This window comes from Actinosynnema sp. NPDC091369, from assembly GCF_044757065.1.
Taxonomy (GTDB): Bacteria; Actinomycetota; Actinomycetes; order Mycobacteriales; family Pseudonocardiaceae; genus Actinosynnema.
In genome coordinates, this window is sequence record NZ_JBIVUG010000001.1 from 994,052 (window position 1) to 1,008,527 (window position 14,476).

Consider the following 14,476-nt stretch of genomic DNA (forward strand, 5'->3'; position numbering starts at 1 on the left):
CGCTAGCGCGGGCGCTCGGCCAGCTCGCGGACGATCGCGTCGACCGCCGAGTCGGACAGCGCGGTGTTGATGCCGCCGACCAGGCTGCGCTCGACCGCTTCGAGCACGACCACGTCCTGCTCGGCGAGCATCCGGCCGACCCGGGCGGGGTCGGTGCCGACCAGGTCGCTGTGCACGAGGCTCACGTCGGAGAACCCGCCGACGAAGTAGCTCGCCACGGTGAACGCGAACGAGTCGCCGATCAGGCCGACCTTCGGCTTCACCCCGCCCGCGCCGGCGGGCAGCGTGAACCGCTTGGGCTCGCGCAGGTTGTCGCGCACCTGCTTGCTGCGCACGGTCCGGCCGTCCGGGGCGAGGTCGTAGGTCTGCACCGGGCGGGTCTGGGTGCGGCCGAACAGCGTGGGCAGGTCACCGGGCACGTCGACCACCGCGGCCTTGGTCTCCCGCCAGCGGGCGGTGGAGCCGGGCTCGACCGCCTCGGCGATGGCCCGCACCATCACCAGGCCGCCCTCGTGCGTCCAGTGCGTGTCGATCTTGCTGTAGACCGGGCCGCCGAGCTTCGCCGCCGCCGTGCCCAGGTCGTCGCGCAGGTCGAGCGCCCCGGTCTCGGGCGCGAGCCTGCGCCAGAACTCGTCGCGGGCCTTGTCGTAGCACTTCGAGCCGAGGTAGCTCGCGGGCAGCCGCTCGGGCACCACGGTCGCCTTGTTCGGCGCGACGACCAGCACGAACTCGCGACCGGACGCCTCGACCCCGGCGCGCAGCCGGTTCAGCGCGCCGAACACCTCGTCCACGGTCTTGTTGGGCTGGCAGGCGGCCTGCACGTCGTAGCCGAGGAACAGCCAGCCGTCCTGGCCCTCGACCACGACCGGGAATCCGCTGGCCCGGGGGATCTCGACGCCGGTGAGCGGCTCGTCCTGCGCCTGCTGCTCGGGCACCGAGCCGGGCACCGGGCCCGTGTCGCGCTTCTGGCCGAACGGGTAGGGCTCGCCGAACACGCCGCGGCTGATCCCGTCGGCCGCGGCGACCGCCTGCGACCGCAGCGGGAGGTGGTCGGCCGCCCACTTCTCCATCCCGGTGAAGAAGCCCCAGCCGTCGGTGATCGACGGGAACGCGGCGAGCTGCCGGTTCTCGAACTCGGCCGGGCGGACGCCGGCGACGAGCAGGAAGGCGGGCAGGCAGAAGAAGAGGACGGCGAGGGTGAGCGCGGTGTGCTGGCGCTTGCCGTGCCGGGGCCGGTAGAGGGCGTGCTCGCGGGGCAGCAGCGACTCGGGCACCGCCGGGAGGCTCTGAGGCTTGGGCGGCTCGATGCTCACGCCGAACAGCGTAGCCGGCGCGTGGATCACCTGTTCGGGGTTCACCTCAAGGAGCGGATTGACGATCCGCGGCCCGTGCAACCCAGCGGCCGTGGCGGACGTCTCTTCGGGTGACCGGACAGCCGATGCGGTGAAGGAGCGACATGTGGCCCACTGTGATGCTGGTCACCTCGGGGGCGGTGGCCTTTTTAGTGCGAACCGTCCGCGTCCTGCGATCCACATCGAAATTCGAAGCTGGGCAACCCCGTATTGAGGCCGCCCCGCCGGCCTAGTCCCTATGGCGGCTTGTCCACTTGCCGTACGATCATTTCGGGTCGTACGACCTGTGCCTGCTAGGGGACCTCAGAACAGAGGTAGGTGCGTCATGGATCTCGCACTGAGTAAGGTCATCGAGCTGCGCGAAAGCGGGTTCCAGTTCCTCCACCTCCGGGACGAGGACGGACAGCTCGACCGCATCATGGCGTTCAAGCAGCGCAGAGGGTTCATCGACTCCATCCTGTTCTGGTCGGAGACCGAGGCCCGCGCGGGCAGGTTGCCGGCGGTGCGGGACAGCCAGCGCGCCGCCCAGGCCGTCTGGATCTACGAGGGTCCGCTGGTCGAGGCCGTGGACCGGCTGCTCGACCTGCCCGAGCCCGGCTCGCGCAACGCGCCGACGCTGATGAAGAAGACGGCGTCCGACCTCGCGGTCGTGACCACGCTGCCGTTCAAGCTGAAGCTGCCGCCCGGCGCTATCGCCTGACATCTCCGGTTAACGTCACCCGCCGCACACACAATGCGGCGGGTACTGGCGTTTCGGTCACTGTCCGTGATTTTTGTGCGATTTACGCAGAACTTTCGCGGGTGGTCCATGTGCATCCCACGCGTTCCCAACAATGAATATTCACCCTCGGCGCGGGGACACCAAACCTGATTCGTAGGCGAGCACGACGAGTTGCGCGCGGTCCCGCGCGCCCAGTTTGGTCATCACCCGGCTGACGTGGGTCCGGGACGTGGCGGGGCTGATCACGAGGTGCTCGGCGATCTCGTCGTTGGACATGCCGGCCGCGACGAGCGCCAGGATCTCCCGCTCCCGCGCGGTCAGCTCGCGCAGCGCCCGCGGGTCGGGACGGCGGTGCTCCGGCCGGTTCGCGAACTCCTCGATCAACTTCCGGGTGACACTCGGTGCGAGGAGGGCGTCACCCTCCGCCACCACCCTGAGGGCGTGCAGCAGCTCGACCGGGTCGGTGTCCTTGAGCAGGAACCCCGACGCGCCCGCGCGCAGCGCCTCGAACACGTACTCGTCCACGTTGAAGGTCGTCAGCACGAGCACCTTCACGTCCGGCAGCTCGGCGCAGACCTGCCGGGTGGCGGCCAGGCCGTCGGTGCCCGGCATCCGGATGTCCATCACCACGACGTCCGGCCGGTGCTCGTGCGCCTGCCGCACCGCCTCCGCGCCGTCACCGGCCTCGCCGACGACCTCGAACCCGTCCTCGGTGTCGAGCAGCAGGCGGAAACCCGCGCGCACCAACGCCTGGTCGTCGGCCAGCACCACCCTGATCACCACGAACCTCCCACGGTAGGACCGCCCTGACGGTGAAGCCCCGGTCCCGTCCGGCACCGCTCGACGGGCCGGCGTCCAGCGTGCCGCCCAGCGCCTCGACCCGTTCCCGCATGCCGCGGATGCCGGAGCCCGCGCCCTGCGCCGGCTGGTCGGGCCGGGCCCGGCCGTCGTCGGTGACGGTGAGGACCAGGGCGTCCTCGGTGTGCTCGAACGAGATGACGATCTCGGACGCGTCCGGCGCGTACCGCAGCGCGTTGGTCAGCGCCTCCTGCACCACCCGGTACGCGGCGGCGTCGACGGGGGCGGGCAGCGCCCCGGGCGTGCCGACGACCTTCGCGATCGGCACCGGCCCCACCAGCTCGGCCAGCCGGTCGAGGCTGGGCGCGGGCGTGGTGCCCTCGCCGGTGCGCAGCACGCCGAGGGTCGCCCGCAGGTCGTCCAACGCCCGACCGCTGGCCTCCTTGATCGCCTTGAGCGCCTTCACGGCCTCTTCGGGACGGCGGTCGGCGACGTGCGCGGCGACCCCGGCCTGCACGTTGATCATGGCGAGGCTGTGCGCGACCACGTCGTGCACCTCCCGCGCGATCCGCAGCCGTTCTTCTTCCACCTGGCGGCTCCGCTGCTCGAGGACACGGGTGCGGCGCAGGGAGAGCACGGCGACGGCGGGCGCGGCGATCAGCGGACCCCAGTGGCCGGTGACGTAGTAGAGCCACGTCGACCCGCCGGTGATCCCGATGACCGCGACGGGGAAGCGCTTGCGCCAGATCAGCGGCACGAACGTCGCCGCGAACCACACCCACGCCAACCACGCCATGCCGACGACGGTACGACAGGGCAGCGGGGGTCGGCGTCGGCGCGCAGGCGGCTCGCGCCCGTACGTCAGCGGTCGTACGCGCCCGGCGCCGCCACCGCCAACCCGATGCCGGCGGCGGCTTCCAGCAGCCGCTTGTCGTAGGTGACGAACGCGTCGAGCCCGCCCGACAGCGCTTGAGCGGTGGCGAGGTGGATCGCGTCGAGCGATCGCAGCAGCGGGTCGTGGTACGTGGCGGCCGTCCGACGCACCACGGGAGTGATCTCCACCAGGTACAGGTCGGACAGCACGACCGGCACGTTCGCCAGGTCTTTCGGAGCGGACCGCCGCAACGCACGGGACAACTCGACCTCGGCCAGCACAGAGGACACGCGCCGAACACCGAGCCGGTCGTCCGCGTTGAGCCAGTCGACCAGCTCGATCGTGCGCGGTTCGCGACGCGCGAGCTTCACCAGGGCGGACGTGTCCAGGTAGATCACCAACGCTCCTCGTCACGCGCCGCGACGAGCTCCACCGCCACGTCCACGTCCGCGTCCCCCCGGTCGGGCGGCAGGGCGAGCGGACCGGTGCGAGTAGGCGCAACCGCCTGACCCGCGGCGACGAGCTGGTCGAGCACGTCGGTGCTCGGCTGGACGGGAACGAGGTAGGCGACCGGCTCACCGTGCTCGGTAACCGTGATGCGCTCACCCGCACGCACCCGTTTGAGGACGGCGCTGGTGCGTTGGTTCAACTCACGGACGCCGATGGTCGACGGCTCACCCATGCTCGCAACTGTAGAACAATTTGTTCTACACCTCTACGCAGTCGCTCAGACCCCGAACCGCCCGCGCTTGGCCGCGTCCAGGAACGCCTGCCAGTCGGGCAGCGCCACGGTCGGGCCGGCCGGGTTCTTCGAGTCACGCACCCGAGCCGAACGGCCCACCAGCGAGACCTCGACGCAGTTGCCGTTCCCGCCGGTGTTGCTACGGCTGCTCTTGCGCCACACGGTGACACCCCTATCGTTCAGCGGCCAGCCTCCCGATCCACTCGGCGGACTCCGCGGGGGTCAACGCCAACTTCGAGAGATGGGTGAAGGTCAGCTTAGCCACCTTCACCTTCGACGGGTCTTCCACGTGCAGCGACCCACCGGCGTGCTCGATGTACAGCACCGACCGGTCCGCCTTCGCCAGGAAGTCCAGGACGGTGAACGACCCCATCTGACCATCGTTCGGCCCGGCGGCGTGGGTGAGCACCTGGACGGTGACGTTGTCGAGCCGGGCGCGCTTGTCGATGTGCCGCAACTGCGCCTCGGACGCGTGGGTAAGCGCGCTCTCCAGCACGATGGCGTGGAAGTGGAGCGGTTCAGGGGCGGTCAAGCGCTTCTGCCTGAGCATGCGGACCTCGACCTGGTTGTCGATCCACTTCCGCGACCGCTGCACCCTCGCCCTGGCGAAGCCCGCCCGCAGGTATTCGGCAGTTTGGAGGAGGCCCGGGACGTAGGCGATCTGGAAGTCGGAGACCTTGGCGGCGTCGTGCTCCAGGCTGATGTAGCCCTGATCCTCCAGGTCGTACTTGGTCCACCAGCCCTTCTCCAACGCCCTCGCGTACATCTCCATGTACGGCTCCCACTGGGAGAACGGCACGCCGTACGTGTCGAGCATGGCGCGCATGCCGTGGTAGTCGGGTCGTTGGCCCTTCTCGATCCGACTGATCTTGCGGTGGTCGTAGTTGAGCCGGTCGGCAGCCTCCTGCTGGGAGAGGCCCGCCCGCTGGCGCAACTCCCGCAGGACCTCTCCCAACCTGCGCATGCGATGGGTCGGCTCGTTCCGGGTCATGCGCACCCACCTCTCCCGTCCGGCCGGTGATCATCCGACCGCGCAACGTTACGGCGACGGAAACAGCGGGTGGGAATCCCAACGAGGGCTTCCGACGGCGACCGTGGCTCCATGACGGACACGGTCTACCTGCACCGGGTCGAGTACTTCCGGCGTCAGGACAACGGCTCCCTCGTGCGCGAGCACGTCGAAACGGCGGACGACCACGGCTGGTACATCGAGCGCGGGGCGGCGTGGCGGGACCGGTACACGCGGGCGTGCGCGGAGGACTTCCTGGCGCGGACGGGCGCTTCGCGAGGCGTCTACTCGGTGGCGGTGTGGCGTGGGACGACGCGGGTCTGCACGGTGGGGCTGCACTGGCCGGGCTCGCCCACCGACCGGGTGAAGTAGTCCACTCCGTCGGATTAGGGAGCTTGAACCGGGCACCCGCGTTGCGAAACTTTCCCGCCCATGAACCTCAGGAAGACCATCGCCGGAGCAGCGGTCGCGGTCGGCAGCACGGCCGTCATGCTCGGCTTGGGCGGCACCGCGCAGGCCGTCGACCTCGGCGCGCACACCAGCCCGGAGATCGACGGCGAGCTGGGCGAGGTCGCGAACATCGGCGACGTCGTCCGCATCGACACCTCGAACCCGACCGGCCCGGCCGTCACCGGCCCGCTGGTCCTCGGCGGCGGCACCGGCGACGCCCCGCTGGACCTGAAGATCGACCTCGGCCGCTGACGCACCGCGCCACCGCCCGCAGGCCACGGTCCCTCCCCGGAACCGGAGCGGCCCCCGCCCCCTCCCCCCTCGGGTCGGGGGCCGCTCCAACTACGCGAATCGGGACGAACAACCGCACCGGACGGGATCAGCGGCCCACGGCGTAGCCCTGCGCACCGCGCGGGTTGGCGGCGGCACGCAGCAGGCCGTCGCGCGAGTCCCGGGCCACGGCCGACATCCGGCCCAGCGTCCACGGCCCGGCGTCGACCACCGAGTGGCCCCGGTCGCGCAGCTCGGCCAGCGCCGCCTCGCCGAGGCGCGACTCGACCACCAGCTCACCGGGCGTCCACGACCGCGGGTAGAACGAGCTCGGGAACGCGTTGGTGTGCCACATCGGCGAGTCGATGGCCGCTTGCAGGTTCATCCCGCCGACGGTGTGCGCGAGCCAGAACCCGAGCTGCCACTGGTCCTGCTGGTCGCCGCCGGGGGTGCCGAAGGCCATCGCGGGCAGGCCGTCGCGCAGGGCCAGGGTCGGGGACAGGGTGATCCGGGGGCGCTTGCCGGGGGCCAGGGAGTTGGGCAGGCCCTCGTCCAGCCAGAACATCTGGGCCCGGCTGCCGAGGCAGAACCCGAGCGACGGGATGGTCGGCGAGGACTGGAGCCAGCCGCCGGACGGGGTGGCCGACACGACGTTGCCCCAGCGGTCGACGACGTCCACGTGGACCGTGTCGCCCTTGACCGTGCCGGCGCGGGAGACGGTGGGTTCGCCGAGCGCGCCGCCGCTGTCTTCCCGGCTCGCAACGCTCGGACCGCGCAGGACGTGCCCGGGAAGGCGTGCTTCGGCCGAACCGGGTGATCCGGGGCGGAGGTCGAGTGACGCTCGATCACCGACGAGCTGCCGGCGCTGCCGGGCGTAGTCCCTCGAGAGGAGCACGTCCAAGGGCACGTCGCCGCTGTCCCCGTACCACGCCTCACGGTCGGCGAACGCCAGCTTCGCGCACTCCACCGCCAGGTGCACGGTCTCAGCGGTCGGCACCCCGTCGGTGTACGCCAGCCGGTCGCCGAACCCCTCCAGCAGCAACAACTGCTGCAACAGCACGGGCCCCTGGGTCCACGCCCCGGGCTTCACCACGCTCCACGGCCCGAAGTCCACCGACACGGCGTCCTCGTACGACGCCTCCCACGACGCCATGTCCTCGCCGGTCAGCACGCCCGCGTGGTCCGCACCCGAGTCGTCGCGGTGCGCGATGCGGAAGAACTCGTCCACCTGCGCCGCCACGAACCCCTGCGACCACGCCCGCCGCGCCGCCTCGATCTGCGCCTCCCGGTCCGACCCGGCGGCTTCGGCGGCGGCGAGCAGCCACTCCCACGTGTCGGCGAGCTTGGGGTTGCGGAACCGCGTCCCGGCCTCCGGCGGGTTGCCGCCCGGCAGCCACAGCGCCGCGGACGACGTCCAGTGCTCCCGGAACAGGTCGGCGACCGTCGAGATCGTGAACGCCACGCGCTCCAGCAGCGGGAACCCGTCGCGCGCGTAGCCGATCGCGTAGCCGAGCACGTCGCGCAGCGACTTGGTGCCGTAGTCGCGCAGCAGCGTCAGCCAGCCGTCCCACGCGCCGGGCACGGTCGCGGCCAGCAGCCCGCTGCCGGGCACGAGGTCCAGACCCAGGCCCCGGTAGTGCTCGGTGGTCGCGCCGGCAGGTGCCACGCCCTGGCCGCACAGCACGCGCGGTGCCGTCTCGCCGGCCGCGGCGAACACCACGGGCACCTCGCCGCCGGGCCCGTTGAGGTGCGGTTCCACCACTTGCAGCACGAAGCCGACCGCGACCGCGGCGTCGAAGGCGTTGCCTCCGTCCTCCAGGACGGCCATGCCCGCGGTGGAGGCGAGCCAGTGCGTGGACGCGACCATGCCGTGCGTGCCGACGAGTTCAGGGCGGGTGGTGAACATTTCGACAACGTACGTCGGCGCGCACCGTTTTGTTACCCCGGCTAACGAAACCGTTTCCTGAAGATCTTCTGAACCCGAATCGCGCTCACCTCGCCTGGTCGGGGACGCGCAGCTCCCGCCCCAGCCCGTGCAGCACGAGCCCGGCCCGCGCCACCGCGTCCGCGTCCAGGTGGTTGCGCGTGTCCAGCACCGTCGACCCGGCCATCACCGACGCCACCAGCGCCCAGTCCAGCGCGCGGAACTGCGGCCACTCGGTCAGCAGCACGACCGCGTCCGCGCCGCGCACGGCCTCGTACGGCGAGTCCACCACGGTCATGCCGGCCAGTGGCCGGCTGATCTCCGGGTCGTGCGCGACCAGCTCCGCGCCTTCGAGCGCGAGCAGCTCCGCCACCGCCAGCGCGGGCGAGTCGCGCAGGTCGTTGGTGCCCGCCTTGAACGCGAGCCCGAGCACGCCGATGCGCGCACCGGCCAGCGGTCCGACGGCCTGGCGCAGCTTCCCCACCACCCGCCGCTGCTGCCGCGCGTTCGTGTCGATGGTGGCCTTGACCAGCGAGAAGTCCACCCCGACGGCGTCGGCGATGCGGACCATGGCGTGCGTGTCCTTGGGCAGGCACGATCCGCCCCAGCCGGGTCCGGGCTTCAGGAACGACTGGCCGATGCGCTTGTCGTAGCCCATGCCCTCGGTGACGGAGGTGACGTCCGCGCCGACGAGCTCGCACAGCTCGGCGACCGCGTTGACGTAGGACAGCTTCATCGCCAGGAAGCAGTTCGCCGCGTACTTGGCCATCTCGGCGCTGGCCGCGTCCATGAGCACGGTGGGCGCGCCGAGGCGGGTGAACAGCGCGCCGACGCGTTCGGCGGCCTGCGGCGAGTCGGAGCCGACCACGATCCGGTCGGGGTGCAGGAAGTCGCGGACCGCGCTGCCCTCGCGCAGGAACTCGGGGTTGGAGACCACGGCGACGTCCTCGCGGCCGAGCAGGGCGGCGACCCTGGTCGACGTGCCGACGGGAACGGTCGACTTGCACACGACGATCGCCCCGTGGGGGAGCACGTCGCGGATCTCCCGAGCCACGGCCTCGACCGCGCCGAGGTCGGCCGCGCCGCCCGCGCCCATGGGTGTGGGCAGGCACAGGAACACCACCTCGGCGTCGGCCACGGCGTGCCGCGCGCCCTCCACGAACGCGAGCCGCCCGGCGGACCGGCCCGCCACGACCAGGTCGGCGAGGTCCGGTTCGAGGATGTCGACCTGCCCGGCGCGCAGCCGCGCCACCTTCAGCGCGTCCACGTCGGCGCACACGACCCGATGTCCGAGGGAGGCCAGGCACGCCCCCGTCGTCAGGCCCACGTAACCCGTTCCCACGACCGCGATCCGCCGGACGACCATGGTGCTGACGGTGGCACCCGAAGTTGGCCGCGGGTCAAACACGAGGCGTATGCGGAGAGTGAGGTGGGTAGTCCCCTGGGTGTACGGGGAAACACCCCTCGCGGCGGACGCGGTTCCAGCCGGACAAGGGCAAGGTCGTGGGTATGGAACTCGTCCTCTTCTCCCTGCTCTTCGTGGGGCTCGCGGTGCTGGCGGCCGTGCCGTTGGTCGCATTGCTCCACTTCTCCGAGCGCCGCGGGCTGAACGACCGTTAACCTCCTGTCCCCAGGGACAGGAGGATGTATGGAGATCTCGGGTACCGCGGCGATCGTCACCGGCGGCGCGTCCGGTCTGGGCCTCGCGACCGCGCGTGCGCTGGCGGCACGGGGTGCGTCGGTGTTCGCGCTCGACCTCTCGACCGACAACGCGCCCGACGTCGAGGGCGTCACGTACCTGGCGGCGGACGTGACCTCGGAGGAGGACGTCCAGGCCGCCGTCGACACGGCCGCCGGTTCCGGCTCGCCGCTGCGGGTCGTGGTGAACTGCGCGGGCATCGGCCCGTCGACGCGGACGGTCGGCAAGAGCGGTCCGCACCCGCTGGACCTGTACCGCAAGGTCATCGACGTCAATCTGGTCGGCACGTTCAACGTGCTGCGGCTGGCGGCGGCGGCGATGGGCAAGACCGAGCCGCTGGAGCACGGGCAGCGGGGCGTGGTGATCAACACGGCGTCGATCGCGGCGTTCGACGGGCAGATCGGGCAGGTGGCGTACGCGGCCTCGAAGGCCGCGGTGGTCGGGATGACGCTGCCGGCGGCGCGCGACCTGTCGTCGGTCGGGGTGCGGGTGATGACCATCGCGCCGGGCATCGTGGACACGCCGATGCTCGCGACCGTGTCGGACGAGTTCCGGGCCGGTCTGGCGGCGGGCGTGCCGTTCCCGAAGCGGTTGGCGCAGCCGGAGGAGTACGCGCGGCTGGCCGTGTCGATCGTCGAGCACGACTACCTGAACGGCGAGGTCATCCGCATGGACGGCGCGCTGCGGATGGCTCCGCGTTGACCTGCCGCGGCTCCGCGGACGGCGGGCTCGGTCGCCTGACGCGACCCCGCGTGGTGGTCCGGTAGGGCGACCCCGTCACAGATCTCCCGCGAAGGGGAGGTCGTCCATGGCGTCCGACGTCATCCACAGCCTCAGGGTGTGGGTGGCGCGGACGTCGTCCTCGTTGTACTCCAGCAGCCGGCGGCGTTGGGCGGGGTCCGCCGGTTTGCCGTCCATGCCGACGGCGTCGCGGTACCAGCGCATGGAGTTCTCGCCGCCCGCCTCGGGGTCGCGCCAGCGGAACCCGGCGACCGGGGCGATGGTCTTGAGGCCCTTGCCGTGGGCGCACAGGAACTGGTCCTGCACGATGCCGAACAGGTCCACCCACGCGTCCGACGTGATGAACTCGCGCACCTGCCCCACGGTCGGGATGCCGGGCTGCCCCTTGAACCGCTCGGCCGACCCGAGCAGCCAGCGGTTCTCCGCCAGCTCGTTGTAGCAGTAGGCCCTGAACGACAGCCCCCGCGCGCGGGCGCGCAGCCGCACGCCGGTCAGCCAGCCCCAGAACTCGGCGAACGACCGGGCCTCGTCGGCGCACGGCAGCGGGTCCCAGGTGGCGAACGCGCGGTAGCCGTGCTCCTCGCCGACGTCCTTGCCCGACAGCAAGCAGCCCCACATGTACGCGCCGAGGTCGCCGAAGCTCTCCATGTCGACGTCGACCTCGACGTCGGCGCGCGGCACCTCCATCCGGGACACGCGGCGCACCACGGTGAGGTCGCGCAGCCAGGCGCGGGCCAGGATCACCGCGTCCGAGTGCAGCATCCCGACCAGGGGGATGACCTGCTCGGCCGGGTCGAGGGCGGCGAGCTGGTCGACCGTCTGCACGCCGACCTTGCGCAGCGCCACGGCGTCCTCGCCGCGGACCACGAGGCTCACGTCCCGCGCGGCCTTCAGGTCGGCCTCGCACACCGGCCACCACGGGCAGCTGCGGCACTCCACGATCCGGGACGGGCGGGCCAGCGGGTCGGCGCCGGTCGCGGCGGCGGTCGCGACGGCCAGCCGGTCGGCGAACCGGGCGTCGTACTCGGCGAGGGCGTTGCGGCCGCCCGGCCACGTCGGCGCTTCCAGGTCGTGCCAGACGACGACGTCGGCGTCCATGCCGATCACGCCGCCGGTCGCCCGGCCCCGCGCGGCGAACCCGGACGCCTGGAGCTGGCGCTGGGCGTGCGCCAGCCGGAGCTGGTCGCGCGGCTGGGGTCGGACCTTGCGCAGCGGGTCGACCCGCGCGCCGCCGGGCAGCGGGTGGGTCAGCGGTGACGTGCGCGCGCCCTGGCCGGGGTCGCTGACCTTGTGCCGGACCACGAGCACGGGCACGTACCCGGTGGTCTCCTTCACCAGCAGGTCGATGCCGCCGCGCCGCCCGCCCAGGGGGTCGCGGGGCAGCGCCGCGCCCCAGATGTAGGGCACGCCGGCCTCCATCGCGGCGGCCGTGACGCGTTCGCGGTCGGCCGACGGCACGTCCTGCGGTATCTCCATCAGGTCGGAGCCGACGACCCGGCCCAGGGCGACGGCGACCGCGTGCCGGTGCTCGATCGCGTCGGCCTTGCGCTGCTGGCCGGTGGGGTCCGGCGGCAGCGTGGGCACGTCGCGCATGGTCGGATCGTGTTCGAGGTGCACCCGCCGCCGGCAACGAGTGACCACACCGGCGTCGAGCTGCACCTGGGAAGTCACCGGTGCAGCGTATGACGCCGGGCGGGCGGTTGTACCGGCAACCTCGTCGAGTCGAGTCGATCTTTTGGCGGAACGGCTCTAGGGTTTGCGGTTGAGGAGGTGCGGCCATGGCGCGTGCGAAGGGCAAGGGGTTCACCCCGAGCCGGGCGAAGAACCTCGTGGGCGTGGCCAAGGTGCTGGCGCCCACGCTGATCCCGGTGATGGCTCCGGTCGCGGCCCGGGCCGCCGCGCTCCTGAGCGACCGCTACGACCACTACCGGGCCTCGCGGCTCGGCGTGCCGGTCGACCAGCTGACCAGGTACTCGGGCAAGGGCGCGCGGCTGCACGCCCGGATCGCCGGGTTCTCCGACGCGCTCGCCCAGCTCGGCGACTCCGAGCGGGTCTACGTCCAGGACACCGAGAGGCGGCTGGCGCAGCTGCTGGCCGCGGTGCGGGCGTCGGAGCGGATGCCCGCGTCGCGGCGCAAGGCGGCGCACCGCGCGATCTCGACCGACCTGGACGCGATGGAGGCCGACCTGCTCAAACGCCTCGGCGTGTGAGCTCCTCCACCGCCCGGTAGGCGGTCTCCTCGGGGTTGGGGTCGGCCGGGTCGAACTGGGCCGTGACCTCCTCCAGCACCTCGGCGACCCGTTCCTCCCGCCGGATCAGCGTGTCGCTGCGCAGGTCGCGGGCCAGCGACGCGCACAGCCCGACCATGACGACCACGAACGGCAGCGCGGCGATGATCGTCAGGTTCTGCAGGCCGGTCAGCCCGCTCGACCCGCCGACCAGCAGCATCACCGCCGCGACCAGGCCGGTGAGCACGCCCCAGAACACGACCACGCCCTTCGACGGCCGGATCGAGCCGCGCTGCGACAGCGTGCCCATCACGACGGACGCGGCGTCCGCGCCGGACACGAAGAAGATCGCCACGAGCACCATCACGACCACCCCGGCGACGGTGGCCAGCGGGAACCGGTCGAGCAGGCCGAACAGCTGCCCCTCCGGCGAGGCCGTGCCCGCGAGGTCGGTGCCGGACCGCTGGGTGAAGATCGCCGTGCCGCCGAACACGCAGAACCACGCCAGGCTCACCAGGCTGGGCACGCCGATGACGCCCGCCACGAACTGGCGGATCGTGCGACCGCGGCTGATGCGGGCGATGAACATGCCGACGAACGGCGTCCACGAGATCCACCACGCCCAGTAGAAGATCGTCCAGCCGGACAGCCACGCCTCGGTCGCGTCGCCGCCGGACGCGGCGGTGCGGCCCGCCATGTCGGCCAGCTCGCGGAAGTAGTCGCCGATCGCGGTGGGCACGAGGTTCAGCACGAACACCGTCGGCCCGACCACGAACACGAAGACGGCCAGCACCAGGGCCAGCACCATGTTGGTGTTCGACAGCCACTGGATGCCCTTGGCCACGCCGGACACCGCCGACGCGACGAACGCCACGGTCAGCACGGCGATGACGCCGACCACGACCCCGTTGCCGACCTCGCCCAGCCAGCCCGCGACCCGCAGGCCGCTGCCGATCTGCAACGCGCCCAGGCCCAGCGAGGTGGCCGACCCGAACAGGGTCGCGAAGATCGCCAGCACGTCGATGGCCCGGCCCGCGGGCCCCTCCGCCCGGCGGCGGCCGAGCAGCGGTGCGAACGCGGCGCTGATCAGCTGGCTGCGCCTGCGGCGGAAGCTGCCGTAGGCGATGGCGAGGCCGACGACGGCGTAGATCGCCCACGGGTGCAGCGTCCAGTGGAACAGGGTGGTGGCCATCGCGGTCTGCACGGCCTGGTCCGTGCCGCCCTCGACGGTGCCGGGCGGCGGCTGCACGAAGTGCGACAGCGGCTCGTTGACCCCGTAGAACATCAACCCGATGCCCATGCCCGCGCTGAACATCATCGCGACCCACGAGATCGTGCGGAACTCCGGCGGCTCGTCGTCGCGGCCCAGCGGGATGCGTCCGTAGCGGCTCACCGCGAGCCACAGGGCGAACAGCACGAAGCCGGACGCGGTGAGCACGAACGCCCAGCCGAGGTTGGTGATGATCCAGGTCAGGGCGGCTTTCGACGCCGTGGCGAGGGACGCGGTGCCGAAGATGCCCCAGGCCACGAACGCGAGCGTGACGACGGCGGCGACACCGAAGACCACACGGTCCGTGCGACCCGGCCGATCCGCCTTCGGATCACCGGGCAAAGGCTCGTCGACAGGTTTGCTCTCGGTCGTCACGGGTAATCCGTACCCCCGTTCGG

Annotated in this window: 16 protein-coding genes; 5 read left to right on the forward strand and 11 right to left on the reverse strand. The window is 71.9% G+C overall.

Annotated elements, in window-relative coordinates:
* Positions 1-2 precede the first annotated feature (2 nt).
* Positions 3-1,313 (reverse strand): alginate O-acetyltransferase AlgX-related protein, encoded by a 1,311-nt coding sequence (locus ACIQMJ_RS04905; RefSeq protein ID WP_499759657.1) that lies wholly within the window; start codon positions 1,311-1,313, stop codon positions 3-5.
* A 364-nt stretch (positions 1,314-1,677) separates the two neighbouring features.
* Between ACIQMJ_RS04905 and ACIQMJ_RS04910 the strand changes: the two genes are divergently transcribed.
* Complete coding sequence (locus ACIQMJ_RS04910) at positions 1,678-2,052, forward strand: hypothetical protein (RefSeq protein ID WP_141979792.1); 375 nt, start codon at positions 1,678-1,680, stop codon at positions 2,050-2,052.
* Positions 2,053-2,193: 141 nt separating this feature from the next.
* Here ACIQMJ_RS04910 and ACIQMJ_RS04915 read toward each other — a convergent pair whose 3' ends face one another.
* The 6 genes from ACIQMJ_RS04915 to ACIQMJ_RS04940 all read right to left on the reverse strand — a co-directional run bounded on the left by ACIQMJ_RS04915 (position 2,194) and on the right by ACIQMJ_RS04940 (position 5,451).
* Entirely contained in the window at positions 2,194-2,853 is a 660-nt protein-coding gene (locus ACIQMJ_RS04915; protein ID WP_499759658.1) for a response regulator transcription factor, read from the reverse strand.
* Positions 2,750-3,667: a sensor histidine kinase gene (locus ACIQMJ_RS04920; protein WP_499759659.1), complete on the reverse strand. Its 918-nt coding sequence runs from the start codon at positions 3,665-3,667 to the stop codon at positions 2,750-2,752. Before ACIQMJ_RS04920 ends, ACIQMJ_RS04915 begins: the two co-directional genes overlap by 104 nt.
* A gap of 65 nt (positions 3,668-3,732) precedes the next feature.
* On the reverse strand, positions 3,733-4,143 hold the full coding sequence (locus tag ACIQMJ_RS04925; RefSeq protein ID WP_499759660.1) for a type II toxin-antitoxin system VapC family toxin: 411 nt from the start codon (positions 4,141-4,143) through the stop codon (positions 3,733-3,735).
* The gene (locus tag ACIQMJ_RS04930; RefSeq protein ID WP_499759661.1) at positions 4,140-4,427 is read right to left on the reverse strand and encodes a type II toxin-antitoxin system Phd/YefM family antitoxin; all 288 of its coding nucleotides are present in this window, start codon (positions 4,425-4,427) and stop codon (positions 4,140-4,142) included. Before ACIQMJ_RS04930 ends, ACIQMJ_RS04925 begins: the two co-directional genes overlap by 4 nt.
* A 45-nt stretch (positions 4,428-4,472) precedes the next feature.
* On the reverse strand, positions 4,473-4,649 hold the full coding sequence (locus tag ACIQMJ_RS04935) for a DUF397 domain-containing protein (protein WP_387484683.1): 177 nt from the start codon (positions 4,647-4,649) through the stop codon (positions 4,473-4,475).
* A gap of 10 nt (positions 4,650-4,659) precedes the next feature.
* Positions 4,660-5,451 (reverse strand): helix-turn-helix domain-containing protein, encoded by a 792-nt coding sequence (locus ACIQMJ_RS04940; protein WP_499759662.1) that lies wholly within the window; start codon positions 5,449-5,451, stop codon positions 4,660-4,662.
* A gap of 138 nt (positions 5,452-5,589) precedes the next feature.
* Here ACIQMJ_RS04940 and ACIQMJ_RS04945 point away from each other — a divergent pair, with 138 nt between their 5' ends.
* The gene (locus ACIQMJ_RS04945) at positions 5,590-5,868 is read left to right on the forward strand and encodes a hypothetical protein (protein WP_499759663.1); all 279 of its coding nucleotides are present in this window, start codon (positions 5,590-5,592) and stop codon (positions 5,866-5,868) included.
* A gap of 60 nt (positions 5,869-5,928) precedes the next feature.
* Complete coding sequence (locus ACIQMJ_RS04950) at positions 5,929-6,198, forward strand: hypothetical protein (protein ID WP_499759664.1); 270 nt, start codon at positions 5,929-5,931, stop codon at positions 6,196-6,198.
* A gap of 127 nt (positions 6,199-6,325) precedes the next feature.
* On the opposite strand, the gene ACIQMJ_RS04955 is transcribed toward ACIQMJ_RS04950, so the two are convergent.
* Positions 6,326-8,122, reverse strand: coding sequence for a gamma-glutamyltransferase family protein (locus tag ACIQMJ_RS04955; RefSeq protein ID WP_499759665.1), 1,797 nt, complete (start codon positions 8,120-8,122; stop codon positions 6,326-6,328).
* Between the two features lie 85 nt (positions 8,123-8,207).
* Positions 8,208-9,506 (reverse strand): UDP-glucose dehydrogenase family protein, encoded by a 1,299-nt coding sequence (locus ACIQMJ_RS04960; RefSeq protein ID WP_499759666.1) that lies wholly within the window; start codon positions 9,504-9,506, stop codon positions 8,208-8,210.
* Positions 9,507-9,788: 282 nt separating this feature from the next.
* Here ACIQMJ_RS04960 and ACIQMJ_RS04965 point away from each other — a divergent pair, with 282 nt between their 5' ends.
* Positions 9,789-10,541 carry an SDR family NAD(P)-dependent oxidoreductase gene (locus tag ACIQMJ_RS04965; RefSeq protein ID WP_499759667.1) on the forward strand — a complete coding sequence of 251 codons (753 nt, stop codon included), beginning with the start codon at positions 9,789-9,791 and terminating at the stop codon, positions 10,539-10,541.
* Between the two features lie 75 nt (positions 10,542-10,616).
* On the opposite strand, the gene ACIQMJ_RS04970 is transcribed toward ACIQMJ_RS04965, so the two are convergent.
* Complete coding sequence (locus ACIQMJ_RS04970; protein WP_499759668.1) at positions 10,617-12,251, reverse strand: TM0106 family RecB-like putative nuclease; 1,635 nt, start codon at positions 12,249-12,251, stop codon at positions 10,617-10,619.
* Between the two features lie 107 nt (positions 12,252-12,358).
* Here ACIQMJ_RS04970 and ACIQMJ_RS04975 point away from each other — a divergent pair, with 107 nt between their 5' ends.
* On the forward strand, positions 12,359-12,790 hold the full coding sequence (locus tag ACIQMJ_RS04975; RefSeq protein WP_499759669.1) for a DUF6474 family protein: 432 nt from the start codon (positions 12,359-12,361) through the stop codon (positions 12,788-12,790).
* Here the strand turns inward: ACIQMJ_RS04975 and ACIQMJ_RS04980 are convergent.
* Positions 12,771-14,420 carry a BCCT family transporter gene (locus ACIQMJ_RS04980; protein WP_499760247.1) on the reverse strand — a complete coding sequence of 550 codons (1,650 nt, stop codon included), beginning with the start codon at positions 14,418-14,420 and terminating at the stop codon, positions 12,771-12,773. The genes ACIQMJ_RS04975 and ACIQMJ_RS04980 overlap by 20 nt on opposite strands.
* Positions 14,421-14,476 lie beyond the last annotated feature (56 nt).